The organism is Yoonia sp. (assembly GCF_036007805.1).
Taxonomy (GTDB): domain Bacteria; phylum Pseudomonadota; class Alphaproteobacteria; order Rhodobacterales; family Rhodobacteraceae; genus Yoonia.
The window spans coordinates 1-25,536 of sequence record NZ_DASYOK010000333.1 but is presented as its reverse complement, the minus strand read 5'-3'; the positions used below and the strand labels follow the sequence as shown (position 1 = coordinate 25,536).

26 protein-coding genes are annotated in these 25,536 nt (G+C 57.4%); 25 read left to right on the top strand and 1 reads right to left on the bottom strand.

Features of this window, described 5'->3' with window-relative positions; all coding sequences use genetic code 11:
- The first annotated feature begins 229 nt into the window (after positions 1-229).
- From VGP75_RS17850 to iolB, 18 genes are all read left to right on the top strand, one after another.
- On the top strand, positions 230-1,639 hold the full coding sequence (locus VGP75_RS17850) for a class I adenylate-forming enzyme family protein (protein ID WP_327544940.1): 1,410 nt from the start codon (positions 230-232) through the stop codon (positions 1,637-1,639).
- A complete protein-coding gene (locus tag VGP75_RS17845; RefSeq protein ID WP_327544939.1) occupies positions 1,630-2,244 on the top strand; it encodes a GNAT family N-acetyltransferase in 615 nt (204 codons plus the stop codon). Before VGP75_RS17850 ends, VGP75_RS17845 begins: the two co-directional genes overlap by 10 nt.
- Entirely contained in the window at positions 2,234-2,455 is a 222-nt protein-coding gene (locus VGP75_RS17840) for an acyl carrier protein (RefSeq protein WP_327544938.1), read from the top strand. The genes VGP75_RS17845 and VGP75_RS17840 overlap by 11 nt, the downstream gene beginning before the upstream one ends.
- 296 nt (positions 2,456-2,751) lie before the next feature.
- Positions 2,752-3,330: a hypothetical protein gene (locus VGP75_RS17835; RefSeq protein WP_327544937.1), complete on the top strand. Its 579-nt coding sequence runs from the start codon at positions 2,752-2,754 to the stop codon at positions 3,328-3,330.
- A complete protein-coding gene (locus VGP75_RS17830) occupies positions 3,330-3,998 on the top strand; it encodes an ABC transporter ATP-binding protein (protein ID WP_327544936.1) in 669 nt (222 codons plus the stop codon). The genes VGP75_RS17835 and VGP75_RS17830 overlap by 1 nt, the downstream gene beginning before the upstream one ends.
- Entirely contained in the window at positions 3,995-5,164 is a 1,170-nt protein-coding gene (locus tag VGP75_RS17825; RefSeq protein WP_327544935.1) for an ABC transporter permease, read from the top strand. The genes VGP75_RS17830 and VGP75_RS17825 overlap by 4 nt, the downstream gene beginning before the upstream one ends.
- Before the next feature lie 15 nt (positions 5,165-5,179).
- Complete coding sequence (locus tag VGP75_RS17820; RefSeq protein WP_327544934.1) at positions 5,180-5,956, top strand: DUF4198 domain-containing protein; 777 nt, start codon at positions 5,180-5,182, stop codon at positions 5,954-5,956.
- Positions 5,953-6,288, top strand: coding sequence for a hypothetical protein (locus VGP75_RS17815; protein WP_327544933.1), 336 nt, complete (start codon positions 5,953-5,955; stop codon positions 6,286-6,288). Before VGP75_RS17820 ends, VGP75_RS17815 begins: the two co-directional genes overlap by 4 nt.
- Before the next feature lie 5 nt (positions 6,289-6,293).
- Entirely contained in the window at positions 6,294-7,184 is an 891-nt protein-coding gene (locus tag VGP75_RS17810) for a metal ABC transporter substrate-binding protein (protein ID WP_327544932.1), read from the top strand.
- Positions 7,185-7,376: 192 nt separating this feature from the next.
- Positions 7,377-8,192, top strand: a complete 816-nt coding sequence (locus VGP75_RS17805; RefSeq protein ID WP_327544931.1) for a MurR/RpiR family transcriptional regulator — start codon at positions 7,377-7,379, stop codon at positions 8,190-8,192.
- A 117-nt stretch (positions 8,193-8,309) separates the two neighbouring features.
- On the top strand, positions 8,310-9,251 hold the full coding sequence (locus VGP75_RS17800) for a sugar ABC transporter substrate-binding protein (RefSeq protein ID WP_327544930.1): 942 nt from the start codon (positions 8,310-8,312) through the stop codon (positions 9,249-9,251).
- Between the two features lie 123 nt (positions 9,252-9,374).
- The gene (locus VGP75_RS17795) at positions 9,375-10,496 is read left to right on the top strand and encodes an ABC transporter permease (RefSeq protein ID WP_327544929.1); all 1,122 of its coding nucleotides are present in this window, start codon (positions 9,375-9,377) and stop codon (positions 10,494-10,496) included.
- Between the two features lies 1 nt (position 10,497).
- Positions 10,498-11,280: an ATP-binding cassette domain-containing protein gene (locus tag VGP75_RS17790; protein WP_327544928.1), complete on the top strand. Its 783-nt coding sequence runs from the start codon at positions 10,498-10,500 to the stop codon at positions 11,278-11,280.
- Between the two features lie 92 nt (positions 11,281-11,372).
- On the top strand, positions 11,373-12,368 hold the full coding sequence (iolG, locus tag VGP75_RS17785) for an inositol 2-dehydrogenase (protein ID WP_327544927.1): 996 nt from the start codon (positions 11,373-11,375) through the stop codon (positions 12,366-12,368).
- Positions 12,361-14,283 carry a bifunctional 5-dehydro-2-deoxygluconokinase/5-dehydro-2-deoxyphosphogluconate aldolase gene (locus VGP75_RS17780; protein WP_327544926.1) on the top strand — a complete coding sequence of 641 codons (1,923 nt, stop codon included), beginning with the start codon at positions 12,361-12,363 and terminating at the stop codon, positions 14,281-14,283. Before iolG ends, VGP75_RS17780 begins: the two co-directional genes overlap by 8 nt.
- A 10-nt stretch (positions 14,284-14,293) precedes the next feature.
- The gene (gene iolD, locus VGP75_RS17775; protein ID WP_327544925.1) at positions 14,294-16,126 is read left to right on the top strand and encodes a 3D-(3,5/4)-trihydroxycyclohexane-1,2-dione acylhydrolase (decyclizing); all 1,833 of its coding nucleotides are present in this window, start codon (positions 14,294-14,296) and stop codon (positions 16,124-16,126) included.
- Entirely contained in the window at positions 16,127-17,032 is a 906-nt protein-coding gene (gene iolE, locus VGP75_RS17770) for a myo-inosose-2 dehydratase (protein WP_327544924.1), read from the top strand.
- A 198-nt stretch (positions 17,033-17,230) separates the two neighbouring features.
- Positions 17,231-18,037, top strand: a complete 807-nt coding sequence (gene iolB, locus VGP75_RS17765) for a 5-deoxy-glucuronate isomerase (RefSeq protein WP_327544923.1) — start codon at positions 17,231-17,233, stop codon at positions 18,035-18,037.
- A 62-nt stretch (positions 18,038-18,099) separates the two neighbouring features.
- Here the strand turns inward: iolB and VGP75_RS17760 are convergent, their stop codons facing one another.
- Complete coding sequence (locus tag VGP75_RS17760; protein ID WP_327544922.1) at positions 18,100-18,342, bottom strand: hypothetical protein; 243 nt, start codon at positions 18,340-18,342, stop codon at positions 18,100-18,102.
- Positions 18,343-18,465: 123 nt separating this feature from the next.
- Between VGP75_RS17760 and VGP75_RS17755 the strand changes: the two genes are divergently transcribed.
- From VGP75_RS17755 to VGP75_RS17725, 7 genes are all read left to right on the top strand, one after another.
- Positions 18,466-19,767 (top strand): extracellular solute-binding protein, encoded by a 1,302-nt coding sequence (locus tag VGP75_RS17755; protein ID WP_327544921.1) that lies wholly within the window; start codon positions 18,466-18,468, stop codon positions 19,765-19,767.
- Between the two features lie 76 nt (positions 19,768-19,843).
- Complete coding sequence (locus VGP75_RS17750) at positions 19,844-20,725, top strand: ABC transporter permease subunit (RefSeq protein ID WP_327544920.1); 882 nt, start codon at positions 19,844-19,846, stop codon at positions 20,723-20,725.
- Positions 20,726-20,854: 129 nt separating this feature from the next.
- Positions 20,855-21,643, top strand: a complete 789-nt coding sequence (locus VGP75_RS17745; RefSeq protein WP_414727821.1) for an ABC transporter permease subunit — start codon at positions 20,855-20,857, stop codon at positions 21,641-21,643.
- An 11-nt stretch (positions 21,644-21,654) separates the two neighbouring features.
- Positions 21,655-22,701, top strand: a complete 1,047-nt coding sequence (locus tag VGP75_RS17740) for an ABC transporter ATP-binding protein (protein ID WP_327544918.1) — start codon at positions 21,655-21,657, stop codon at positions 22,699-22,701.
- Entirely contained in the window at positions 22,698-23,708 is a 1,011-nt protein-coding gene (locus VGP75_RS17735) for an endonuclease/exonuclease/phosphatase family protein (RefSeq protein WP_327544917.1), read from the top strand. The genes VGP75_RS17740 and VGP75_RS17735 overlap by 4 nt, the downstream gene beginning before the upstream one ends.
- Positions 23,709-23,861: 153 nt before the next feature.
- Positions 23,862-25,172, top strand: coding sequence for an FAD-dependent oxidoreductase (locus VGP75_RS17730; RefSeq protein WP_327544916.1), 1,311 nt, complete (start codon positions 23,862-23,864; stop codon positions 25,170-25,172).
- An 11-nt stretch (positions 25,173-25,183) separates the two neighbouring features.
- The gene (locus VGP75_RS17725; protein WP_327544915.1) at positions 25,184-25,531 is read left to right on the top strand and encodes a DUF5368 domain-containing protein; all 348 of its coding nucleotides are present in this window, start codon (positions 25,184-25,186) and stop codon (positions 25,529-25,531) included.
- The last annotated feature ends 5 nt before the right edge of the window (positions 25,532-25,536 follow it).

Below are 25,536 nucleotides of genomic sequence, written 5' to 3'. Positions count from 1 at the left end.
TGCCACTGTTCCCGAAAACGCGATAGCCGTGGCTGCGGTGAGAGTGGCTTTAATACCTTTAAACATCCTGATCTCCCTTTGTTTCATACTTGTTTCACGCGCCACGCTAAGCAGAGGGCTCACTTGAAGCAAGAAAAAGTTAACGATAGTAGTTTCTGGCACAGATTGGCCTCGACAGACGGGACCAGCGGCCTGCTAACATTCAGACGGCAAAAAGGGCGTTAGAACGATGGCAGAAATATCGGACGCGTTGCGATCCCTCATGGCCGATCCGGCGCAAATAACTTGTGTCAGATCCGGCCGCACAGTTGATCGTCCTGCGTTCGCGCGGCTGGTCGATGCCCGTGCAACACAGATCGAAGAGCACAGCCTTCAAAGCCCCGCCCGCATTGTGATCGCAATCAATGACCCGATCGACTGCCTCGCCAGCCTCTTTGCTGTCTGGCAATGCGGCAAGTGCGCTGTCATGGTCAATCCAGGCATTAAAACCCAGGAACGGGAAAATGTGATCGCAAGCACAGGCGCAGCGCTATGGCTCGACGACAGCCAAGTGGTTCAGCTCAGTGCCTCACATCCGCACGAGGATGAAATCAAGGACGCCGCACTCATTTTGATGACGTCGGGCACGACAGGCGTGCCCAAAGGCGTGACCCATAGTCTTGCCGGACTGCAGGCGCGATTGGACGAAAACCTCAAGGCTATCGGTCCAGCGGCGCTGCAGCGGACCCTTTGCACCCTGCCCCTGTTCTTCGGCCACGGGCTGATTGGAAACGCGCTCACCACGCTTTATGCGGGACAGCACCTTTTTCTTTGGCCCAAAGTGCAGATGAACGAGCTTTCCTCGTTCGGGGCCACTCTCGACAAAAACGGCATTACCTTCTTCAGTTCCGTTCCATCATTCTGGCGTATGCTTCTGGCAATATCCCCCCCGCCAAAAGCGCCGATGCAGCGCGTCCACGTCGGTTCAGCGCCGCTGTCGGCGGACCTGTGGCGAAAAATCTGTGAATGGTGCGGGACCGGAAACGTCTTCAACACATATGGCATGACAGAAACCGCCAACTGGATTTCCGGCGGAGCCTTCGGTGAAACCGAAAGCACCGACGGCTATGTCGGCCGCCCTTGGGGTGGTGAATTCAGGGTTCTTCGCGACGGTCGTTTGCATAAGACCGGAGATGGGGAGATTGCAGTCAAGAGCCCTGGCCAGATGCTGGGTTTCTGGCGCAACGCGGAAAAAACGCGCGAGACCATGATGGATGGTTTTTTGCTGACAGGCGATTTGGGGCAACTCTCAACCGACCAATCACTCCGGCTGGTTGGGCGCACCAAGAACGAAATCAACATCGCGGGTATCAAGGTCCTTGCCGAAGAAGTTGACATGCTCCTTGAGGCACACCCAGAGGTCGCAGAAGCATGTAGCTTTGGTATTCCGGATGCCGTTTCTGGCGAGCGCGTCGCAGCGATCGTCCGCGCGCGCACCCCTGATCTGCTTGCACAAGATCTGATACTGTGGTGCCGACAGAACGCGCGGGCAGATGCGGTGCCTTCCAAGATTGAAATTGTCGGTGAAATCCCCAAGAATGACCGCGGTAAGATTGCAAGAGTGGATGTCAAAGCAAGGATGATTGCCAAATGGTCCTGAAACTCATGCGCCGCAAAGAGCCGCCTGATCCTTATCTTTGCAAGCCGATCATTACCGATCGGTTCAATCTGGTGAACTGCACGCGTAAGCAAGCCATCAAGTCCACAGCACCTTGGCGTACCGACAGTGAAATTCTGCACAACCTGATGATGCCCAAGGCAGCCTATACCGATTTCCAGTGGGTCAAGGTCGTCGGGCGGCCAGATGGCCACGCGCGGTTCTTTCACGCAATTGTCGCGAAAGAAATCAAAGGCACGATTGGCACGCATAGGCTAACTATTGACAGGTCAGGCAATGCAAGCCTTGCTCTCGTCATCCATGCACGCAGTTGGTGGGGCAAGGGTGTATTTGAAGAGGTCCGCACAGGGATCATGGACCACTTCAGCGCATCTGACCGCGTTGTCCGGTTTCAGGGGCGTGTGCTTAGTCGCAACTTCAGTTCAATCTACAACTACAACAAGATGGGATTCCGCATGATCGGCTTTGATCGCAAGGCGTGGCTATCCCCGGTCACTGACGAACATTGCGATACTGTCTACTACGAGATGCTATCGGAAGACTGGCAAAAGAAACGCGACGGACAGGACAAGACAGATGCACAGTGAGGCCGTCTCAATCATCGCCAAAGCGCTCGGGACCAGCGAAGAGAGCATCACACCGGAAACCAGCCTGATGACGTCTGCGGAATGGGATAGTCTTGCGCATTTTCGCATTGTCTTGTCCTTGGAAGAAAGGCTTGGTCGCCCGCTTGACCCTGCTGAAATCACAACCTTGGCAGACTTTACCGCGATAAAGGCGCTTTTGGAGCACGCTTAGCGTCAGGACCGGAAGTATTCCTCTGTGGTTCCGCCCAAACGCCGTTGCGAGAAGTCGCAACGCAAGCCCTGCTTTTCTTCAGACATCGCCGGATCACTTTTTACTTAGGCACACCGTGGATGCAGGCATCGGACCAGAGGATGGATTGCCCCTGCTTCCTACGCGCGGCGCATGCATCTAGGGGTTGAGAGGCCGTGCCATGGATGCCACGATTGTGATGTTGTCTGCTTGCAGTCCGTCTCTCTATAAGACAACTTATTACAGATATTGCACTTTCACTTGGATGCGCTCGGACGATGAACCGAATTCCACTCTTTTCCGGTCTTGCCGTCCTCGGTGCCGCAGCAGTTGGTGCGTTTCTCATGTTGCCGATGCGGGATGCGGTGTCGGAGACAGACGCGTTTGCCGCACCCGGCCTTGATCCGATGACCATTGAAGAGGCGCGTACAGAGTTCTGGCGCCTGACACCCGCGTTGCTGTTGGTGGTTTATGACGCATTCGGCCAGACCCAAGAAGATGCGATCTATGACACGCTTGCCAGTGTCACACATGGCGACGCCCTCGAGTACCTCTATCTGGAGCGCGTGGGCGCGATGGCGGGCGGTGGCCTTGAAGAGGCCGATCAGACAATCCACGAAATCAAGCTGCTGAACACACGCGTTTCGCGCGATGGTGCCGCATTGGCCATTGACGCCTCATGGCAGGTCATCGGCACGGTCGGACATGCCGAACACCTGCATGTGCGCGGCAACACCTATAGTGCCGATCTTCTGGTATCCCCTGTCGAGGGGGCGTGGCGGATCACCGATTTCGAACTGTTGGAAGTCAATCGGGATGCGGCCGGAGAAACCTTTCTGGCCCCGCAAATCAACTGATGATTACCGTCGAAAACCTTTCTTTCCGCTATAGCGCGACCAGCTTTGGTCTGCGCGTCCCTGCGTTTCATCTGCAAGACCGCGAACGCGTGGCCATCGTGGGCCCAAGCGGCAGCGGCAAGACCACACTGCTGAACCTGATCGCGGGCATTCTTACCCCCGAGGCGGGCCGGATCGACGTTGCAGGCACCGATGTCGCCACTCTGTCCGAGGTGGAGCGCCGCCGCTTTCGCGCCAGCACCATCGGCTTTGTGTTTCAGGATTTTGCGCTGCTGGATTATCTGTCGGCGCGGCAGAACATTCTCTACCCTTACCGGATCACACCGGCCCTGACGCTGAACGCCGCCGCCCGCGAAAGGGCAGAAGCCTTGGCTGCGGCCTGCGGGATCGGCGACAAACTGGACCGTCATCCAACGGCACTGAGCCAGGGCGAACAACAGCGCGTCGCCATTTGCCGCGCCTTGGTGACCCAGCCCAAACTGATCCTTTCGGATGAGGCCACAGGTAACCTGGACCCCGAAAGCAAAGCCCGCATTCTTGATCTGCTGTTTGAGCAGGCCAGCGACGCGGGTGCCGCCGTTCTGGCCGTGACCCATGACCACGAACTGTTGCCACGGTTCGAGCGTGTGCTGGATTTCGCGCAGTTCAGACAGGGGGCCGACGCATGAACGCGCTTTACCTCGCTTTTGCCTATCTGCGCTATCACTGGGGGCGTAGCCTTGTGCTGACACTGGTGGCAGCCCTGATCATGTTTGTTCCGATTGCAACGCAGATCCTGCTGTCCACCAGCGAACGTGCGCTGGTCGCGCGGGGCGACGCAACGCCGCTATTGTTGGGCAGCCGGGGATCGCAATTGGACCTGACGATGGCCGCTCTCTATTTTTCGGATGAACGTCCCGACCCTGTGACAATGCGCGAGGTTGAAGCGGTCTGGGACAGCGGGCTGGCGGTGCCGATCCCTGTGCATTCTGCCTTTTCGTCCGCAGGGTTCCGCATTGTGGGCACGACGCTGGACTACTTCGACTTTCGCGGTCTGACCGTGTTGGACGGGCGTGGCCTGTCCATTCTTGGTGATGCGGTGATTGGCGCGGATGTTGCGCAAACACTTGGCAAAGGCGTTGGTGACACTCTGGTATCCTCACCTGAGAACCTGTTTGATCTGGATGGCATTTATCCGCTCGAGATGCCGATTGTCGGTGTTCTTGCACCCAGCAACTCGCCCGATGATCAGGCTATTTTCGTGGATATCAAAACTGCTTGGGTCATTCAGGGAATTGGTCACGGCCATGAAGATGTGGTGACAGCGGCCGAGGTCGCCGCAGGCACCGCAGCACTGTCGAATGCGGCCGTCGTGCAATATCAGCGGATCACCGACGAGAATATCGACAGCTTTCATTTTCATGGCAGTCAGGACGGTTTCCCGACCACTGCCGTGATCGTGGTGCCCAATGACGCGCGGTCCGGCACAATCCTGAAAGGCCGCTATCTGGATAGCGAAAACCCCGCCCAGTTGATCGAACCGGCTGGTGTGATCCAGAGCCTTGTCGACCGTATTTTCCGGATCAAATCACTGCTGGACGCGGTCACGCTGATCATTGCCATTGCGGCATTGGCCGCGATCGGGCTTGCTGTATTCCTCAGCTACCGCCTGCGGGCCCGAGAAATCGCAACGGCTGTCAAACTGGGGGCGCGGCGCGGCATGGTTTTGCGTCTCTTGTCGGCAGAAACAATCACATTACTATCACTTTCAGCACTTATTGCTGCAACAGGCGCGGCTATCGTGTCGCGCAATTCAGAAGCTTGGGTAGGTTGGCTACTCGCGCTCGGTTCATGATCATTAGGAGGCTCCATGAAACGTCATTTTATCACTGCATCACTCGCCAGCATTATCGCTGCGACGCCTGCGCTAGCCCATTACGGCATGATTATTCCCAATGATCCGATGATCAGTCAGGAAGACGGACGCAGTGTTGCGCTAACGATGTCGTTCTCGCATCCGTTCGAAATGGACGGCATGATGCTTGATACGCCTGTGGCATTCTCGGTCACCCATGAGGGCACCACCACGGACCTGCTCGGCGATCTTGAAAGTGCGACCGTGATGGACGATCAGGGCTATACGCTTGATTATCCGCTGGACCGTCCCGGTACCTATATCTTTGCGATGGAACCGCAGCCCTATTGGGAACCTGCCGAAGATGCCTTTATCATCCACTATACCAAGACCTATGTGACCGCCTATGGCGACGACGAGGGCTGGGATACCGAACTGGGCCTCAAGACCGAGATTGTCCCGCTGTCCAAACCTTTCGGCCTGTGGGAGCACAATGTCTTTCAGGGCATCGTCAAGATGGATGGCGAAGCCGTGCCCTATGCAGAGGTCGAGGTTGAATTCTTCAATGATGGCGTAGGGGCGACAGTACCGGACGAACTGATGATCACACAAACGGTCAAGGCCGATGCGAACGGTGTCTTCACCTACGCGCCGCCATCCGATGGCTGGTGGGGTTTCGCCGCTCTGAACACCGCTGATTATACTTTGGTCGAAGAAACGTCGGGCGAGGAGAAGGCCGTCGAACTTGGCGCCGTGATCTGGGTTCACTTCGAAGAATGGACCGGACAATGATCCGGGCCATTGCCTTGGCTAGCATCTGTGCTGTCGCCCCCATGGGGGCGGCGGCACATCAGCTGACGGTTTTCGCCGCGACCGACTGCGAAATGGTGACTGTCGAAGCCAAGTTTTCGAACGGAAATCCCGTCATGCTTGCCGATGTACGCGTGCTGGATGGGAACAACACCTTGTTGATGACGCTGCCGATCAACGAAGACGGCACCGTGGCCATCCCGCTTGACAGCGTGGACCACTCCGGCGGTCTTGTGATCGAAGTCGATACCGGCAGCCACGACAATTACTGGATCGTGACACCAGACGACATTGCACGCAGCTGCCAGAGTTGATGACCATGCCCCTGCTAAGACCGTTCCTTGCCGTCGTGTTGACACTTCTTGCCGCCAGTTCTGTCGCGGCACAGGATCGTCCGCGCGTTGTTGCTGTGAATTATCCTTTACAGTATTTTGCCGAACGCCTTGTAGGGGATGCGGCAGAGGTCATTTTTCCGGTTCCGGCGGATGTTGACCCTTCTTTCTGGCGCCCGTCCATTGCCGATATCAGCACGATCCAGTCTGCTGATCTGATCCTGTTGAACGGTGCGGGGTTTGCCACCTGGGTTGATCGGGTTTCCCTGCCGCGCGCCAACGTCTTGAATACGACCGCCGCAATCGAAGACCAGTTCATCCGCACCGAAAGCATCACACACAGCCATGGTGACGGTGATGAACATTCGCACGAAGGGTTGGCATCCTATACCTGGCTTGACCCGATGCTGGCCATTGCGCAGGCCGAAGCCGTTGCTGCGGCGATCACTGCTCGCGGGATCGCACCTGATGATGCGGTTGCAACGCGGCTCGACGCGTTGCGGGCGGACCTTACGGAGTTGGACAGGCAGGCGACCGGCGCATTTGATGGCATGCAAGACATCGCGATGATCGCAACACACCCGCGCTATCAATACCTGGCACAGCGCTATGGCCTGTCGATCTCATCGCTGGAATGGGAAGCCGGCGCCATGCCGACCGATGCCGAACGCGCCGAGCTTGCGGCACTTGTTGCGCAAACAGGTGCGCAGGTGCTGATTTGGGAAGCCGCGCCCCCTGCCGAGGCGTTTGGCGTCGCGAGCGATATGGGGCTCGCGAATATCGTCTTTCCGACGCTGGCGCATGGTGTTGACGGCCGCGACTACATGCAGGCTGTAGTAGAGGCTCTGACGGCAGTCTCTGACGCGAAGCTCCAATAGGCGTCTTGATGCGCTCACAAAGGCCGATTGGCGCAGCAGATGGCCCCGCGCGCAATTGCGCCATGCCTGCCTCTCTAGGTCAGCCTTGCGATCCGGACCCCTGATGCAACCATAAGTTCGCCTTTGGAATATGCATTCCATTTCTCCAGATTTCATTCTAGCCTCACTGTAAACCTGTGAGGAGCGCAAGAGATGGATGAAGTCCAATCGCCGGAAAACCTGGAGGAACTCACCGAAAGAATTGCGCTTTTGCAGGATAGATTGCCAAAGCGTTTGCGTCAGTGTGCTGACTACATTCTTCAGAATACGAACGAGATTGCCTTTTCTACCGTTGCCGAGATCAGCGAAAAGGCGAATGTACAGCCGTCAGCCGTCATGCGGTTCTGTCAAGTGGTCGGCTTTGGCGGCTATACGGACATGCAAAGACTTGTCCGGCAAACCATCCAGCCAAAAATGCCTGACTACAGCGAACGCATCCAGAATTTGCGCGAGTCCGGCGACGACAGCCCGACCGCAATTCTGGCAGAGTTCGTGGAAGCAGGCCGACAATCGTTAGAGCAGCTTTCAGCGACCGTGAACGAGACAGCACTTGAGCAAGCAGTCGAAACGCTCGCACAGGCCCGATTGATCCATGTTATGGGGTTGCGGCGGGCATATCCTGTGGCCTCATATCTGTCTTATGCCTTTGAAAAGCTGCGCATTCCCAGTGTCTTGCATGGTGGTGGCGGGCGATTGACCCATGCCGAGGCCATGCGTGAAGGGGACGTTCTGGTCGCGATTACATTTGCACCTTACAGCCCCGAAACCATTGCCCTTGCGGATGAAGCGGTGCGTCGCGGACTGCCCGTGATCCTGATGAGCGACACACCTTCTTTACCGATCAAGGGCACATCGCTTGTCCCGCTTGTGGTCTCCGAAATTGACTTTGGCGCGTTCCGTTCCTTGTCGGCCACTCTATCGCTGGCAATCTCATTGGCGGTCGCAACCGGAGCACGCAGATCGCGGTGATTGATAAATTTATATTGCCGTATCTTAAAAATGGAATAATAATTCCATACGCAGAAGATGTGATTCTTTCTGCGCGGTCAGCCGAGGAACTGGCCGGAAAAACAAAGGGAGGTTCTCATGAAGAAGACATTTACCGCAATTGCTGCGGCAGCATTCGCTGTCGTCGGTGTTGTCGCCCCGGCCCATGCCGAAGGGGAAAGATATGTACTCGTAAGTCACGCACCAGACAGCGACAGCTGGTGGAACACCATCAAGAACGGTGTGGCTCTGGCAGGTGAACAGATGGGCGTCGAGGTCGAGTACCGCAACCCGCCAACGGGCGACCTGGCCGATATGGCCCGCATCATCGAGCAGGCCGCGGCCTCTGGCCCTGACGGCATCATCACAACACTGGCCGATTATGACGTGCTGTCCGGTCCGATCTCTGACGCGATTGCCAGCGGTGTTGATGTGATCATCATCAACTCCGGTTCACCGGAACAGGCCCGCGCACTTGGCGCGCTGATGTATGTGGGCCAGCCCGAGTATGATGCAGGTTTCGCTGCCGGCCAGCGTGCTGCGGGCGACGGTATCGGCTCGTTCCTGTGCGTGAACCACTACATCAACTCGCCTTCATCCACCGAGCGTTGCCAGGGCTTCGCAGATGGTCTGGGTGTGGAACTGGGCAACCAGATGATCGACAGCGGCCAGGACCCTGCGGAAATCAAGAACAAGGTGCTGGCGTATCTGTCCGCCAACCCTGAAACAGAAGCTGTCCTGACCCTTGGGCCAACCTCTGCGGACCCAACCATCCTTGCGCTGGAAGAAAACGGCATGGCCGGTGACATCTACTTCGGGACGTTCGATCTGGGTGAAGAAATCGTCAATGGGCTCAAGTCCGGCGTGATCAACTGGGGGATCGACCAGCAGCCGTTCCTGCAGGCCTATCTGCCCGTGATCGTTTTGGCGAACTATCACCGTTACGGCGTTCTGCCAGGTAACAACATCAACTCTGGCCCTGGCTTTGTGACAGCCGACGGTCTGTCAAAAGTTGAAGAATTCGCTGGCGAATACCGCTAGGTTTTCCTCCCTGTCGTGCCGGGGTGCGGTGCACCCTGACGGACAAGTGGTTCAGGGCGTTCTCTTCTGGACGCCCTGATACCAAACAAACCCCACCAAAATCTGACAAAGGAATGCTGCGCCATGACCGGTAGTACCCAAGCGGGAGTTGCAGACGAGCGGATCAAGGAAACCTCGTTCATCCGCAAGGCTCTTATTCGTCCAGAACTCGGCGGAATTGTCGGCACGATCGCTGTGTTCACATTTTTTCTGCTGACCGCTTTTGACAGCGGTATGTTCAACGCCCAAGGCATTCTGAACTGGTCTGTCGTTTCGGCACAGTTCATGATCATCGCCGTTGGTGCCTGTTTGCTGATGATCGCAGGCGAGTTTGACTTGTCGGTCGGCTCGATGATCGGATTTGCGGGCATGTTGATTGCGATTTTCTCGGTCACGCTGAGCTGGCCAGTCTGGATCGCGATCCTGCTGACTTTCGCAATTTGCATCGCGATCGGCGCGCTGAACGGGTTCATCGTCATCCGGACCGGATTGCCAAGTTTCATCGTCACGTTGGCGTTCCTGTTTATCCTGCGCGGCTTTACCATTTTCTTTCCGCAGACTTTCGAGCGCAAGACAATCATCGGCGGCATTAAAGAGGCCGCTGAGGGCGATTGGCTCGCCCCTGTCTTTGGCGGCAAAATAGGCGGCCCTATCTTTACATGGCTGGGCGACATGGGAATCATCGACGTGTTCGAGCGCGGCAACCGTGCCGGTGAACCTGTCGTTGACGGTATTCCGATGTTGATTGTCTGGGCGCTTGGTCTGGTTATCTTCGGTCATGTGCTTTTGACCCGCACACGCTTTGGCAACTGGATATTTGCCGCCGGCGGTGACGCAGAAGCGGCCCGCAACTCGGGCGTGCCGGTGAACAAGGTCAAAATCCAGATGTTCATGTTCACCGCCTTCTGCGCGACCGTCTTTGCCACCTGTCAGGTGATGGAGTTCGGGTCAGCAGGTGCGGACCGTGGACTTTTGAAAGAGTTCGAGGCGATCATCGCTGTGGTGATCGGCGGCGCGCTTCTGACGGGCGGCTACGGGTCGGTCATCGGGGCCGCATTGGGCGCGCTGATCTTTGGTGTCGTACAACAGGGCCTGTTCTTTGCAGGTGTTGAAAGCTCGCTTTTCCGCGTGTTCCTGGGCGCCATCCTCTTGGGTGCTGTGATCCTGAACACCTACATCCGCCGTTTGATCACGGGAGAGCGTTGATATGTCTGATCCGATTATCCAGATGAAGAATATCCAGAAACACTTTGGCTCTGTCATTGCTCTGGCCGGTGTGTCGGTTGATGTCTTCCCAGGTGAATGCCACTGCCTTTTGGGTGACAACGGTGCGGGTAAATCGACCTTCATCAAGACGATGTCGGGGGTCCACAAACCAACCGCGGGCGAGATCTTTTTCGAAGGCAAGCCGATGTCCTTTGAAGACCCGCGGGATGCCATGGAAGCAGGAATTGCGACGGTGCACCAGCACCTTGCGATGATCCCGCTGATGAGCGTCAGCCGTAATTTCTTCATGGGCAACGAACCTGTGAAAAAGAAATTCGGGATCAACTTTCTCGATCAGCAAAAAGCAGATGAGATCACCATGCAGGAAATGCGCAAAATGGGCATTAACCTGCGTGGCCCCGATCAGGCCGTTGGCACCCTGTCGGGTGGTGAGCGTCAAACGGTGGCCATTGCCCGTGCGGTCTATTTCGGTGCAAAGGTCCTGATTTTGGACGAACCGACGTCCGCGTTGGGTGTGCGGCAGACCGCCAATGTCCTAAGCACTGTGCATAAGGTGCGCGAACAGGGGATCGGGGTTGTTTTTATCACGCACAACGTCCGCCACGCACTGGCTGTGGGTGACCGTTTTACAGTATTGAACCGTGGTCAGACACTTGGTACGGCCAAGCGTGGCGAGATCGCTTACGACGAATTGCACGATATGATGGCAGGTGGCGACGAACTTGCCAAACTCGTGCCTGAGCTTGGCAAGCAAGGCCAGTAGAAAACAATCGCGGCTGCCCGGCACTGTGCGGCTGCACTTTACATCAACGCCCACTTGGCTGCTGCCTTGGGACGAAAACGAAGGCGAATCTTATGTTGAAAGTTGGTCTCCTCGGCGCGGGCCGAATTGGCTGGGTCCATGCAAAAGCGATCACTGCGCATGGTGGAAGTACTTTGGTTGCGGTATCGGACTTCATCCCCGAAAGCGCCCAAAAACTGGCGGCCGAATATGGCTGTGAGGCCCGCAGCACAGATGACATTATCGCGGACCCCGCGATTGATGCGATCCTGATTGCCACCTCCACCGATACGCATTCGGATCTGATGGAAAAGGCGACAGCCGCAGGCAAAGCCGTGCTTTGTGAAAAACCGGTCGACCTGAGCCTTGAGCGTGCACGCGCCTGCCAAAAAGTCGTAGCAGAGACCGGTCAACCGGTTATGATCGGCTTCAACCGCCGCTTTGACCCCAGTTTCGGGGCGCTGAAAGCGGCATTGGACGCAGGCGAGATCGGCAAGGCCGAGCTTTTGAGCATCACCTCTTTTGACCCTGCCCCGCCACCTGTGGCCTATGTAAAGGTCTCTGGCGGCTTGTTCCGCGACATGATGATCCATGATTTCGATATGTCGCAGTTTATCATGGGGGCCACACCGGTCAGCCTGACGGCTGCGGCGACCAGCATCGTTGACCCCGCAATTGGCGAAGCGGGCGATGTGGATACAGCCGTCGTGACGATGACCTATGCCGATGGACGGATCGCCGTGATCAAGAATTCGCGGCGTGCGGCCTATGGATATGACCAGCGCCTTGAAGTGCTTGGCTCTGAGGGGTTGTTGCAGGCCCAGAACATGCTGGAAAACCTTGTGGTCAAATCCACCAAGCAGGGTGTCACCAGTGCGAAGCCCACGTTCTTTTTTCTGGAACGTTACATGCCCGCCTACACCGCCGAATGGGATAGCTTTGTGACCGCAGTGACCAAGGGCACGGCGATGCCCGTGACCTTGCAGGATGGCGTCAACGCGCTGGCGATGGCAGAGGCGGCCACGCTTTCGGCCAAGGAAGGCAAACCGGTGAGCATCGCGGATGTCTGATCTGGATCTGATCACGATTGGGCGTTCATCGGTTGATCTCTACGGCGCCCAGATCGGCGGCCGTCTGGAGGACATGGGATCATTTGACAAATACATCGGCGGCTCACCCACCAATATTGCCTGCGGCACTGCCCGTCTGGGTCTGAAATCAGCCGTGATCACCGGCGTGGGCGATGAACATATGGGGCGTTTCATTACCGAACAGCTTCAGCGCGAAGGTGTAGCCATTGATGGTGTGAAAGTCGACGCGGATCGCCTGACAGCCCTGGTCCTGCTTGGCATTCGCGACGAGGATCAGTTTCCGCTGATTTTCTACCGCGAGAATTGCGCCGACATGGGGCTGACCGAAGACGACATTGACCCGCAGTTCATCAAACGCGCGCGTGCAATTGTCGCCACGGGGACCCATCTGAGCAACCAGCAAGTGGCCGCCGCAACCTTGAAAGCACTCCACCTCGCACGCGAGAACGGGCAGTTGACGGCTTTGGACATCGACTACCGCCCCAACCTCTGGGGCGTGGCAGGTCATGGCGCGGGCGAAAGCCGTTTTGTCGAAAGCGCGGCAGTCACTGAAAAATTGCAGGCATCGCTGCATCTGTTCGATCTGATCGTCGGCACCGAAGAAGAGTTCCATATCGCGGGTGGATCGACCGACACCTTGGCGGCGCTGCGCGCTGTGCGTGCCGTCACGGGGGCAACTCTGGTGTGCAAACGCGGTGCGCTTGGGGCAACAGCATTTACCGGCGACATTCCTGCCAGCCTTGATGATGGCGAAACCGGTCCCGGATTTCCGATCGAGGTGTTCAACGTCCTCGGGGCGGGTGACGGGTTTATGTCCGGCCTGCTCAAAGGCTGGCTCGATGGCGAAGACTGGCCCGTTGCGTTGAAATACGCCAATGCCTGTGGTGCCTTTGCCGTCAGCCGTCACGGCTGCACCCCTGCCTATCCTACGTGGGAAGAGCTGAATTTCTTTTTTGAACGTGGCATCAAGCAACCGGATTTGCGCAATGACGCGGAACTTGAACAGGTGCACTGGGCAAGCACACGTGTCACACGCACCGGCAACACATGGGATCATGTGCGCACCTTTGCCTTTGATCACCGCTCGCAGCTTGAAGAAATCCCGGGGTATTCCGCGCAAAAGGGGGCTGCGTTCAAAGAGCTTTGCCTTGATGCAGCACTGCAGGTCGCGGACGGTCAGGACGGTTATGGCATCCTGTGTGACAACAGAATTGGCCGCTCTGCCCTGCACCGCGCGTCCGGTTCTGGTCTCTGGATCGGCCGCCCGACCGAATGGCCCGGCAGCCGCCCGATTGCCTTTGAACCCGAACTTGGTGAGGATTTCGGCCAGTTCCGCGAATGGGCTCGTGAGAACATCGTGAAGTTGCTGGTCTTTTGTCACCCGACCGACGCCGCCGATCTGCGCGCCTTGCAGGAAGAACGCGTAAAGCGGCTGTTCACAGCTGCGCGGCGCAATGGACTTGAATTTCTGTTGGAGGTCATCCCCTCCAAAGTTGGTCCGGTGGATGACACTACGACGTCCCAATTGATCCAGCAGTTCTATGATGCCGGCGTCTATCCTGACTGGTGGAAGCTTGAGCCTTTCAAGACCGACGCCGCGTGGTCCAATGCCGTCAGGGCCATTGAAACCAATGATCCGCGCACCCGCGGGATCGTGGTGCTGGGCCTTGATGCGCCAGAGGATGAATTGGCGCAAAGCTTTGCACTGGCGGCCAAACAGCCCTTGGTCAAAGGCTTTGCCGTCGGGCGCACAATCTTTGGCGATGCGGCACGCGCATGGATGAAGGGTGATATGACCGATGCCGAAGCTGTGTCGCAGATGGCCGCCCGCTTTGGCCGGTTGTGCGAAACATGGGACAAGGCGCGGGCAGATGCCCGGCATGACGCCACCTGAGGAGCAGAATATGACTAAGACAATCCGCTTGACCGCAGCGCAGGCTTTGGTGCGCTACATTGGTGCGCAGATAAACGAGGATGGCGATTGCTTTATTGCCGGCTGTTGGGCGATTTTCGGCCACGGCAATGTCGCTGGGATCGGCGAGGCACTGCATGGTGCCAAAGATACCCTGACCACCTATCGCGGGCACAATGAACAGACCATGGCCCATGCGGCCATCGCCTATGCCAAACAGTTGAAGCGCAAGCGCGCGATGGCCGTGACATCCTCGATCGGGCCCGGAGCGTTGAACATGGTCACCGCAGCGGGCCTTGCCCATGTGAACCGCCTGCCTGTGTTGCTCTTGCCCGGTGATGTCTTCGCAAATCGCGGGCCAGATCCGGTGCTGCAGCAGATCGAAGATTTCAATGACGGCACGGTCAGCGTGAATGATTGCTTCAAGCCGGTCAGCCGCTATTTCGATCGCATCACGCGCCCTGAACAATTGCTCACCGCACTGCCACGGGCGTTCCGCACAATGACGGATCCGGCTGATTGCGGCCCTGTCACGCTGTCGATGTGTCAGGATGTGCAGGCCGAGGCCTTTGATTATCCTGAAAGCTTCTTTGTCCCGCAAATCTGGCACCAGCGCCGCATCCGCCCTGATCTGGGTGAGTTGGCGCGCGTGGCAGAGGCCGTCAAAGCTGCCAAAAACCCCGTGATTGTTGCAGGTGGTGGTGTGCATTACGCTGATGCATGTGAGGACCTTCAGGCCTTTGCCGAAGCCCACGGTATTCCAGTTGCGGAAACGCAGGCCGGAAAATCGGCGCTAGCATGGGACCATCCATTGAACCTCGGGCCTATCGGTGTGACGGGCGGCGAGCCTGCAAATGCGGTTTGCGAGAAAGCCGACCTTGTGCTGGGTGTCGGCACGCGGTTTCAGGATTTCACGACCGGATCGTGGGGGCTGTTTGCCAATCCGGAACGCAAGATCATCAGCCTGAATACCGCCGCCTATGACGCGGCCAAACATGGTGCCATGCCTTTGATGGCCGATGCCAAAGTGGGCCTTGCAGAACTTGGTGACGCGCTTGGCAGCTACAAGGCGACCGCACCCGCGCCTGCGTTGAAGGACGATTGGTTCGGCAAGGTTGATCCGCTGACTGATGCGCCAGTTGACACCAACGCTTTGCCAACGGATATGCAGGTCATCGGCGCAGTCCAGCGCAGTGCAACAGAAGAAACCGTGGCGATGTGTGCGGCAGGCACCATGCCGGGCGAGCTGCACAAGCTTTGGAAGGCCAACAAGCCGGGCGCCTACCACATGGAATACGGCTTTAGCTGCATGGGGTACGAGATCGCAGGCGCCATGGGCATCAAGATGGCCCAACCCGCGCGGGATGTGATCTGCTTTACCGGAGACGGCACCTATATGATGGCGAACTCGGAAATGGCGACCGCTGCGATGCTGGGTGTTTCATTTACTGTCGTGGTCACCGACAACCGTGGATATGGCTGTATCAACCGGTTGCAGATGGGCACGGGTGGTGCGGAATTCAACAACCTGCTGGCGCACGCCATAGGTGGCGAGAATTCGTCAATCGATTTCGCGGCCCATGCGGCATCTATGGGGGCAACGTCGGTCAAGGTCGGTTCGATCGCCGAACTGGAAGCGGCCTTGGCGAAACGCCACGACATCAAGGGCCCCTATGTCATCGTCATTGATACCGATCCCTATCCGTCCACACCACATGGCGGCACATGGTGGGATGTCGGTGTCCCCGAGGTCTCGGAGCGGGCCGAAGTGAACGCGGCCTATGCAGGCTATATAGAAAACAAAAAATCCCAAAGGATTGACTAAATGACTGTCAAAGTCGGCATTTCCCTGATTGCGTGGCAGAACGATGATCTGCCCGAACTGACCAAAGACTACACGACCGAAGGTGCTATGGCAGACGCCGCGCGCATCGGCTACAGCGGTGTTGAGCGGGGCCGCCGGATGCCTGCGGACACCGAAGGGCTCCGCAAGTACCTGGACGCCTATGGCGTGTCGCTTTGCGGCGGCTGGTGTTCGGGCAACCTGATGGTGTCAACCGCCGCACAGGAAGCGGATGCGATTGCCGAACAGGTCGCACAGTTCGCAGCGCTGCAAGCGCCGTGCATCGTCTATGCCGAATGTTCCAACACGATACAGGGTGCAATGGGCGTTCCGGTGTCCACGCGTCCAAAACTGACGCGGAACGAGGTGCTGGACTACGCCGCAAAACTGTCCGAGCTTGCCAAATGGTCCCAAGGGCAAGGCGTCAAACTTGCCTATCACCACCATATGGGGGCGATGATCCAGGACGCCGAGGATATCGACTGGCTGATGGAAGGTTCTGATCCTGCCTTGGGCCTGCTTTTTGACACGGGTCATTTGCATTTTGCCGGCGCTGACCCTGTCGCGGTTTTGGACAAATGGGCGGAGCGTGTGCATCACGTCCATTACAAAGACGTCCGACAGCCGGTACTGGACGCGATCCATGCCAAGGACGCGAGCTTTCTTGATGCTGTTGCGGGCGGCGTCTTTACCGTTCCGGGGGACCCCGAAGGCTGTATCGACTTTGAGGCGGTCACGGCCAAGCTCAAATCAATGGATTACAACGGCTGGATCGTTGTCGAGGCGGAACAAGACCCTGCCGCAGCCCCGCCCTATGACTATTCCAAGATGGGCTATGACTATATCATCGCCGCCTGTGCCAAAGCGGGGCTTGCTGTCGCGCAATGATAGACTTCCTTGGCCTCCACCATCCCTTTTTCCGCCCCTTGATCCGGCGGATTGCAACAGTGGCGGTGATCGCGGTCTATGGCCTGTTTGAACTTGTTTTCGGCGCACCCGGATGGGCCATCTTTGCCCTGTGCCTTGGTTTGATTTGCATCTACGCATTTTTCATAAAGCCGGATCCACAAGCATAAGGAACTATCGATGTCTGACCTTCTGAAGAAACCGTTTGGCACGCGTGGCAAAGTGCACCAGATCACCCCTGAAAGCGCAGGGTGGCGTTACGTTGGTTTCTCGCTTTACCGGCTTAAGGCAGGCGATACCGCAACAGAGGCGACAGGTGAGCGCGAAGTCATTCTGGTGATGGTCGAAGGCAAGGCGCAGATCACGGGCGCGGGGCAGGATTGGGGTATCTTGGGCGAGCGGATGGATGTTTTTGAAAAGACCCCGCCGCATTGCCTTTACCTGCCCAATGACACCGAATGGGCGGCCACGGCCCAGACCGATTGCGTCGTGGCGGTTTGCACGGCCCCGGGCATTGGCGGACATGCAGCGCGGCGCATTGGCCCTGACGGCATTACGCTGACGGAACGTGGCAAGGGGACAAACACCCGCCATATCAACAACATCGCGATGGAGAACGAGGATTATTGCGACAGCCTGCTGGTGACCGAAGTTTTCACGCCTGCGGGGCATTGGTCTTCCTACCCCAGCCATCGCCATGACGAAGACGACTACCCACGGATCACCTATCTGGAAGAAACCTATTATCACCGCCTGAACCCTGCGTCGGGCTTTGGGATCCAGCGGGTCTATACAGATGATGGCCAGCTTGATGAAACCATGGCCGTGTCAGATGGCGACGTTGTCTGCGTCCCGCGCGGACACCACCCATGCGGCGCACCTTACGGTTTTGAGATGTATTATCTCAACGTCATGGCCGGCCCCAAGCGCAAATGGCGCTTTGTCCCTGCGCCAGAGGTCGCATGGATCATGGAACGGGATGCCTAGCACCCAAACATTCCGAGTTGAAAATTGGCCTCTCGGCGCTGACGACGACGAGGTGCCACCGCTCATGATCCTTGCAGATGCCCACGAAAATCTGAAGGCTTGGCGTTCAGACTACAACGGGTCAAACCCCACAGCGCGATCGGCAACAAAGCCCCGATCACGCTGACGAAATCGGGGGACACCACCAGCTTGTCACCCTGATCAAAGGCGGAAAACTCTCGCCAAGTGCGGTAGAAGGTTCGGGGGCGGACCAATAGCCCCAAGGCCTCCGCGCAAAGTTCGAAGAAAGTTGGAACGCAGGTCACTGTCGTCACATCCCCGATACAAATCGCCTGTAGCCCGTCGCTGCAGGCAAGCGCATGGCACGGCCTCGTCGCGCCGGACTTGTCCGCTGAGTGGAATCAGCAAACCAAAACCGGAGAGACAAAATGCAACTTTCAAAAACAGTCATGGCGATTGGCTTTGCCTTTGCGGCCAGCCAGTCCTTTGCCCAGACTGAAATCACCTTCTGGCACGCCATGGGTGGCGAACTGGGCGAAAGCACCAACCAGATCGCGGAAGATTTCAACGCAAGTCAAAGTGAATACCGCGTCGTACCAGTTTTCAAAGGCACCTATGAAGAAGCCCTGACAGCAGGCATCGCGGCATTCCGTGCGGGTGAACAACCCAATATTCTGCAAGTTTTTGACGCAGGTGCCGCAACCGTCATCGGTGCGCAAGGCGCGACGATTGCGGTACAGGATCTGCTGGAAGCAAATGGCGTCAACTTCGATATCGAAGACTACATTTCTGGCGTCCGGTATTTCTTTGCTGACAGCGATGGCAAGATGATCGGGATGCCTTTCAACTCGTCCTCGCCCATCATGTACTACAACGTCGATGCGCTGGCTGCTGCTGGTGTGACACCGCCAGCAACGTGGGAAGAATTCCAGAATGTGACAGCCCCTGCGCTAAAGGATGCAGGCTACATCGCTTTGGCTCAATCCCATCTGCCCTGGATTTTCACCGAGAACTTCCACAGCCGCCACAACCTTCCGTTTGCGACAAACAACAACGGCTATGATGGTCTCGACACACAGATCCTTGTCAATAACGATGCGATCAAGGCACATTTCAACGCCATGACCGAATGGCAAGAACAAGAATATTTCGCATGGTACGGCACAGGCTGGGGTGACAACCAGACCCCGTTCGAAGAGGGCAAAGTTGCAATCTGGCTGGGGTCATCAGGATCGTTTGGTGGTCTTGCCGCAAAGGATCTGGGGTTTGATTTCTCGGCCACCAACCTGCCCTATTGGGAGGCTGTGACGACAGAGCCGACGCAAACGTTTATCGGTGGTGCCGCGCTCTTTGCGATGGCTGGTAAATCAGAGGCTGAGAATGCTGCCACTGCCGCATTCTTCGAATTCCTGACCCAGCCCGAAACGCAGTACAAATGGCACCGCGAAACCGGTTATGTGCCGATCACCACGGCAGCATATGAACTGGCGAAGGCTGATGGCTATTACGAAGAAGCCCCTGCCGCCGAAGTCGGCATCCAGCAACTTTCATTGCCAGCAGGCGAGAATACCGCCGGTTACCGGATGGGCTTTTACGTACAGATCCGTGACGTGATGAACCGTGAATACGGCCGCATCCTGACCGGCGAGACATCAGTCGAAGATGCCTTTGCGAACATCGAAAAGGAAGCGAATGACCTGCTGTCCCGCTTCTCACGGACCCAAGGCTAACGCCTGATCTTCACACCAAGGGCGGCTGCGCATGCGCGTGGCCGCTTTTGCATCAGACCTTCAGGAGAACTTTCCAATGAAACGCGCAGGTTTCGTGAATCGCTGGTTGCCGATGCTTTTGCTGGCACCGCAGTTGATCATCATCGCAGTTTTTTTCTACTGGCCTGCTGCCCATGCGCTTCATTCGTCATTCTATCTGCAGGACCCATTCGGCTTTGGATCAACCTTTGTCGGTTGGGAAAACTACACCGATCTGGCGGCCAATACCGAATACCGTCGCATTGCGTGGTTCACTGTCCTGTTCACCTGCCTTGTGACCTTTTTTTCGCTGGCGCTGGCGCTGGTACTTGCGGTGAAGGCCGACAAGGTCATCCGGGGCGCGCGCAGCTATCGCACCTTGATCATGTGGGTCTATGCCGTTGCGCCACCTGTCGCGGGGTTTATCGGCGTGATCATGTTCAATCAAAGCTGGGGGCCGCTGACGCGCCTGTTCGAATTCTTTGGTCGCGATATGATGCTTGGCGTGAATTACAACGATACCGCCTTCGCGATGGTGCTGGTATCGATCTGGAAACAGGTCCCAGTGAACTTCATCTTTTTTCTGTCCGGCCTGCAATCCATTCCCAAATCTGTGCGCGAAGCGGCATTGATCGACAATCGCTCAGCCTCTGGTCGCTTTTGGGATGTGACCTTTCCGTTACTGGCGCCGACCGGTTTCTTTTTGCTGATCATCAACATCACATACGCCCTGTTTGATACCTTTGGTGTCATCGACACGCTGGTAAAGGGCGAGCCCGGCAACAACCCGATGACGCTGGTCTACAAGGTCTATGTCGACGGGTTTCGCGGCAACGATCTTGGCGGGTCGTCCGCGCAGTCGGTGATCCTGATGGTGCTGGTCCTGATCCTGACCGTTGTGCAATTCCGGCTCGTCGAGCGCCGCATCCATTACACCTGAGGGCATCCCATGACCGACACGACCCCTGAACATACTGTCACGACGCAGCAATCCGCAACCCGGCACCGTCGCGGTTTGCGTGGCGGCGATGTGCTTGATCATGCGGTTCTGATTGCTGGTGCGTTGTTTATGCTGTTGCCTTTGTTGATGGTGCTGCAAATGACCACAGTGCCCGATGTCGAGGTGATCAAAACCGGCCCGAGCCTGACAATCGGCGACCAATTCGATGAGAATTTCCAAAAGGCGATGTTCGAAGCATCAGGGTTTTCGGGCGAGAACACCGGGGTCCGGATGCTGATAAACTCCTTTATCTTGGGCATCGGGTTTGCGGTCGGCAAAATCATCATCGGCATGATGGCGGCCTATGCGATCGTTTACTTTCGCCTGCGCTTTGCCACTCTGGCCTTCTGGATCATCTTCACAACCCTCTTGCTACCGCTCGAGGTACGGATCCTGCCATCTTATGAAATCGTCCAGCGGTTGGGCATGCTAAACTCTTTTCAGGGGCTCATCATTCCCTTGATCGCATCTGCGACGGCCACATTCTTCTTCCGCCAGTTCTTTCGCAGCGTGCCCGAAGAACTGGTCGAAGCCGCCCGCATCGACGGGGCAGGACCGGTCAAGTTCTTTATCGACATCCTTGTACCACTTTCGAAAACCATGGTCGCGGCGATGTTCATCATCATGTTCGTCTATGGCTGGAACCAGTATCTCTGGCCGACCATGATCACGACCGACGAGGACATGTTCACTCTTGTGCGCGGGATCAAACAGATCACGCAGGTGATGGAAGGCAACCGCATCCCTGAATATGGCCGCGCAAACCTGCTGGCGATCATCGCCATCGTGCCGCCGGTCTTCGTCGTCATTTTCTTCCAGAGCTGGTTCGTGAAGGGCCTGACGGAATCCGACAAGTAAGGAAAAAACACATGGCTCAAGTCAAGCTCGACCGTATTCGTAAAGTTTATCCCAACGGGTTCGAGGCCCTGACGCCGACCTCGTTCGACATCGAAGATGGGGAATTCGTTGTCCTCGTAGGCCCATCGGGCTGCGGCAAGTCCACGCTGCTGCGCATGATCGCGGGGCTGGAAGACATCAGTGAAGGGGCGCTGCATATCGGCGAAAGGCTGGTGAACACTGTCGATCCTGCCGATCGGGACATTGCGATGGTATTCCAGAACTATGCGCTCTACCCGCATATGACCGTACGCCGGAACATTGGCTATGGACTGAAGAACCGCAAGATTTCGCAGGACGTCATCGATGCGAAGGTACAGGAGGCGGCAAAGATGCTGAACCTGACCGAACTTCTGGACCGCAAGCCAAGTCAGTTGTCCGGCGGCCAGCGACAGCGCGTCGCCATGGGCCGCGCTGTCGTGCGCGATCCGGCGCTCTTTTTGTTCGATGAACCCTTGTCGAACCTCGACGCCAAGCTGCGCCATCAGATGCGGATCGAAATCAAGGCCCTGCAGCGCCGTCTGGGCGTGACATCTGTCTATGTCACCCACGATCAGGTCGAAGCCATGACCATGGCCGACCGCATCATCGTGCTGAACGCGGGTCGGATCGAACAGATCGGTACACCGGCAGAGATCTATCACGCACCGGCTTCGACCTTTGTTGCCTCGTTCATGGGTGCACCGCCGATGAATCTTCTGGATGGTCATTGCATTGACGGGAGCGTGACTTTGGGCCAGGGGTTCGCCCTGGGCACAACCCCAGACACAACTGATCGCAAGATCACCGTCGGCGTCCGCCCCGAGGATGTTGAACTGGGTGGCGAGGGCGGCGTCCCCTTCCATGTCGACATCATCGAAGAACTGGGCGCGCACCGTTTGCTGCACGGCAGGTTGGCAGACCAGCCCTTTACGGTTCATGTCCCCAAAGACCAGCCCGCCAGCACCGGCGCAATGCCGATCACATTACCTGAAACCGCGCTGTGCCTTTTCGATGCGGAAACGGGGCGTGCGCTATGATCACACGCACGGTCACAACCCTGCCGCCCGTCACCGAAGCGCAAAAGGCTGCGATCCACGCAGCGCCCCGCACCCCCGAGGCCCACCGCAAACTTATGGCTGATCTGCCGGCATTGCAGGCGGTGCAACTGGGCGGGCAGGCACGCGCCGCACATCTGCCCCGCACGATCAACGTCGCTGCGTGGAATGTCGAACGGTGCCTCTTTCCGCAGGAAACCGGCCGACACCTTGCGCCATTGGTCACCGATGTCGTGCTGCTGTCCGAAGTCGATCATGGCATGGCCCGCACCGGACAGCGCCACACAACAGCCGAAATTGCAGCCGAACTGGGCATGGCCTATGCCTTTGGTGTCGAGTTCGTGGAGCTCGATTTGGGCGGCGCGACCGAGCGGGCATTCTGCGCTGATGATTTCAATGCACTCGGCTGGCATGGCAACGCGATACTGTCATCCGTGCCGTTTGAAGCGGTCATGATGGTACGCCTTTTCGATCATGGCCATTGGTTCGCAGGCCCTGCCGACAAGGTTGACCCGAACCAGCCACGGGTTGGCGGGCGCATGGCATTGGCCGCGGTGCTGCCGACTGCCGCCGGGCCGATCTGCGTGGTGTCCACCCACCTTGAAAGCAACGCCGACGTGGCCCATCGACATGGGCAGTTTGAGATCCTGCTTGACGCGATCGACAATTTTGCACCCGGTATGCCTGTGCTGATCGGGGGCGATTTGAATACCGGAAACGACGCTCCGCCAGAGTATGAATGGCGCGCCGAAACACTTTTCGATCTAGGCCGTGCGCGCGGTTATGACTGGGGGTTTACAGCCGATGGCATGACTACCCGCGCAAGCCTGATCACCCCCCACCCGACGCGGCAACTCAAGCTTGATTGGTTGGCAGGACGCAACTTGACCTGCGAAGGAAACGGTATCCTGAGTTCTGTTTCCGTTGATGCAAAGCCGCTCTCCGATCATGATTGTGTGCATTGTCGCGCCACTGTCGGTGTCGCGTAATCTGAAAGATACAGCGCAGGTAACACCGATAAGACAGTTGCGATTGAGTGCGCTATCGGGGCGGATCTTTTTGACGCGTTTGACGCATATCAAGTCCATCGCTGCCAGAATCATATATGCGTAACTTGAAATATGTCTCTTGAGGAGGTTTCGATGAGCAAACTGACCGCAACCCGGCGTCAATTCTTAGCCTTGGCCGCGGGTGGCGCTACTGCTGCGGCTGTCACCGCACCTGACGCAGTCCTTGCGCAAGTCGCCACATCCGCAAGGATCGTGATCATAGGTGCAGGCGCCGGCGGCACCGCCTTGGCGAACCGTTTGGTCAATCGACTGGATGGGGCCGAGATCACGTTGATTGATCCGCGTGTCGAACATCTATATCAACCCGGCCTGTCGCTTGTCGCGGCCGGTTTGAAGCCTGCCAATTACGTCGTGTCCAAGACAACCGACTGGCTGCCCGGTGGTGTGACCCTGATCGCCGAAGCCGCTGCCGCCATTGATCCCGAGGCCAAGATCGTCGACACTGCCAGTGGCCAGAAGGTGCCTTATGATTTTCTTGTGGTGGCCCCAGGGCTTGTGCTGGACCATGATGCAATCGAGGGGTTCTCTCTTGATATGGTGGGGCGGAATGGGATCGGTGCGCTTTATGCCGGCCCGCAATATGCAGCAGCCACATGGCAGGCCGCGCAAGCCTTCACCGAAAATGGCGGTATCGGCCTGTTCACCCGGCCCGAGACCGAAATGAAATGCGCTGGCGCACCGCTCAAGCATACGTTCCTGATCGAAGACCTCTCCCGCACCGCCGGAACCCGAAGCAAGGCAGAGTATCATTACGTCGCGCCTCAGACCTCGCTGTTCGGCGTGCCGATTGTCTCTGAAAAGGTCCGCATGCTGTTCGATGACCGTGGCATCTCCACTTCGATGCAGCATACGCTGAAAGCCATCGACCCAAGCGCGAAGCGCGCCACCTTCGACACGCCCGATGGCCGTGTAGAGATGGACTACGACTATATCCACGTCATCCCACCCCAGCGCGCGCCCGAAGTGATCCGTCAATCCGGGCTGAGCTGGGCCGACAAATGGACAGATCAAGGCTGGGTCGAATGCGACATGGCCAGCTTGCGGCACCTGCGCTACGACACGATCTGGGCGCTTGGCGATGTGGCCGGGGTGCCCAAGGGTAAAACCGCCGCTTCGGTCAAATGGCAGGTGCCGGTGATCGAGGATGGGCTGATCGCAGCGATCGAAGGCCGCGAAGCAACTGAAACCTACAACGGCTACACATCCTGCCCGATGATCACCCGGGTCGGCCGCGCGATGCTGGTCGAGTTCGACTACAACAATAACCTCGTCCCGTCCTTCCCCGGCATCATCGCGCCGCTGGAAGAGCTTTGGATCAGCTGGCTGATGAAAGAAGTGGCGCTTAAGGCGACCTACAATGCCATGCTGCGTGGACGCGCATAAGGAAAACCGACATGAAAGATATGACCTTTGGCACAATGCTGGCCGTGTTCGAAGAGATCTTCGGCATCGGCCTTTTCTGGACAATGGTTGTTGTCGCAGTGCTCGTCACAGCCGGATACATTTACGTGCTGATACGGGATCACAGCATCTCTTGGCGCAAATTCCTGCTTGCACAGCTTTCGATGCCCGTTGGCGCAATCCTTGCGGTCTGGTTCGTACTCATGGTGACAAGTTCCAAACTGAGAGATCTGGGCGGGCCGATAGATATGATCGTGTTCCTCGGTATCGCCCTTGCCGGGGCGATAGGCACCGCGATTTTGGTCTACACGATCCAGTCTCTGATCCGGCCCAGACAGTAGTTTGG

Excerpts from the sequence above, each read along its gene's own strand:
- VGP75_RS17805 (WP_327544931.1), top strand. The coding sequence starts at position 7,377 with ATGGATGAAGTCCAATCGCCGGAAAACCTGGAGGAACTCACCGAAAGA.
- VGP75_RS17745 (WP_414727821.1), top strand. The coding sequence starts at position 20,855 with ATGCTGTTGCCTTTGTTGATGGTGCTGCAAATGACCACAGTGCCCGAT.
- VGP75_RS17825 (WP_327544935.1), top strand. The coding sequence starts at position 3,995 with ATGAACGCGCTTTACCTCGCTTTTGCCTATCTGCGCTATCACTGGGGG.
- iolG (WP_327544927.1), top strand. The coding sequence starts at position 11,373 with ATGTTGAAAGTTGGTCTCCTCGGCGCGGGCCGAATTGGCTGGGTCCAT.
- VGP75_RS17755 (WP_327544921.1), top strand. The coding sequence starts at position 18,466 with ATGCAACTTTCAAAAACAGTCATGGCGATTGGCTTTGCCTTTGCGGCC.
- VGP75_RS17800 (WP_327544930.1), top strand. The coding sequence starts at position 8,310 with ATGAAGAAGACATTTACCGCAATTGCTGCGGCAGCATTCGCTGTCGTC.
- VGP75_RS17735 (WP_327544917.1), top strand. The coding sequence starts at position 22,698 with ATGATCACACGCACGGTCACAACCCTGCCGCCCGTCACCGAAGCGCAA.
- VGP75_RS17730 (WP_327544916.1), top strand. The coding sequence starts at position 23,862 with ATGAGCAAACTGACCGCAACCCGGCGTCAATTCTTAGCCTTGGCCGCG.
- VGP75_RS17810 (WP_327544932.1), top strand. The coding sequence starts at position 6,294 with ATGCCCCTGCTAAGACCGTTCCTTGCCGTCGTGTTGACACTTCTTGCC.
- VGP75_RS17835 (WP_327544937.1), top strand. The coding sequence starts at position 2,752 with ATGAACCGAATTCCACTCTTTTCCGGTCTTGCCGTCCTCGGTGCCGCA.
- VGP75_RS17740 (WP_327544918.1), top strand. The coding sequence starts at position 21,655 with ATGGCTCAAGTCAAGCTCGACCGTATTCGTAAAGTTTATCCCAACGGG.
- iolD (WP_327544925.1), top strand. The coding sequence starts at position 14,294 with ATGACTAAGACAATCCGCTTGACCGCAGCGCAGGCTTTGGTGCGCTAC.
- VGP75_RS17845 (WP_327544939.1), top strand. The coding sequence starts at position 1,630 with ATGGTCCTGAAACTCATGCGCCGCAAAGAGCCGCCTGATCCTTATCTT.
- VGP75_RS17840 (WP_327544938.1), top strand. The coding sequence starts at position 2,234 with ATGCACAGTGAGGCCGTCTCAATCATCGCCAAAGCGCTCGGGACCAGC.
- VGP75_RS17830 (WP_327544936.1), top strand. The coding sequence starts at position 3,330 with ATGATTACCGTCGAAAACCTTTCTTTCCGCTATAGCGCGACCAGCTTT.
- VGP75_RS17820 (WP_327544934.1), top strand. The coding sequence starts at position 5,180 with ATGAAACGTCATTTTATCACTGCATCACTCGCCAGCATTATCGCTGCG.
- VGP75_RS17790 (WP_327544928.1), top strand. The coding sequence starts at position 10,498 with ATGTCTGATCCGATTATCCAGATGAAGAATATCCAGAAACACTTTGGC.
- iolB (WP_327544923.1), top strand. The coding sequence starts at position 17,231 with ATGTCTGACCTTCTGAAGAAACCGTTTGGCACGCGTGGCAAAGTGCAC.
- VGP75_RS17850 (WP_327544940.1), top strand. The coding sequence starts at position 230 with ATGGCAGAAATATCGGACGCGTTGCGATCCCTCATGGCCGATCCGGCG.
- iolE (WP_327544924.1), top strand. The coding sequence starts at position 16,127 with ATGACTGTCAAAGTCGGCATTTCCCTGATTGCGTGGCAGAACGATGAT.
- VGP75_RS17795 (WP_327544929.1), top strand. The coding sequence starts at position 9,375 with ATGACCGGTAGTACCCAAGCGGGAGTTGCAGACGAGCGGATCAAGGAA.
- VGP75_RS17750 (WP_327544920.1), top strand. The coding sequence starts at position 19,844 with ATGAAACGCGCAGGTTTCGTGAATCGCTGGTTGCCGATGCTTTTGCTG.
- VGP75_RS17780 (WP_327544926.1), top strand. The coding sequence starts at position 12,361 with ATGTCTGATCTGGATCTGATCACGATTGGGCGTTCATCGGTTGATCTC.
- VGP75_RS17725 (WP_327544915.1), top strand. The coding sequence starts at position 25,184 with ATGAAAGATATGACCTTTGGCACAATGCTGGCCGTGTTCGAAGAGATC.
- VGP75_RS17815 (WP_327544933.1), top strand. The coding sequence starts at position 5,953 with ATGATCCGGGCCATTGCCTTGGCTAGCATCTGTGCTGTCGCCCCCATG.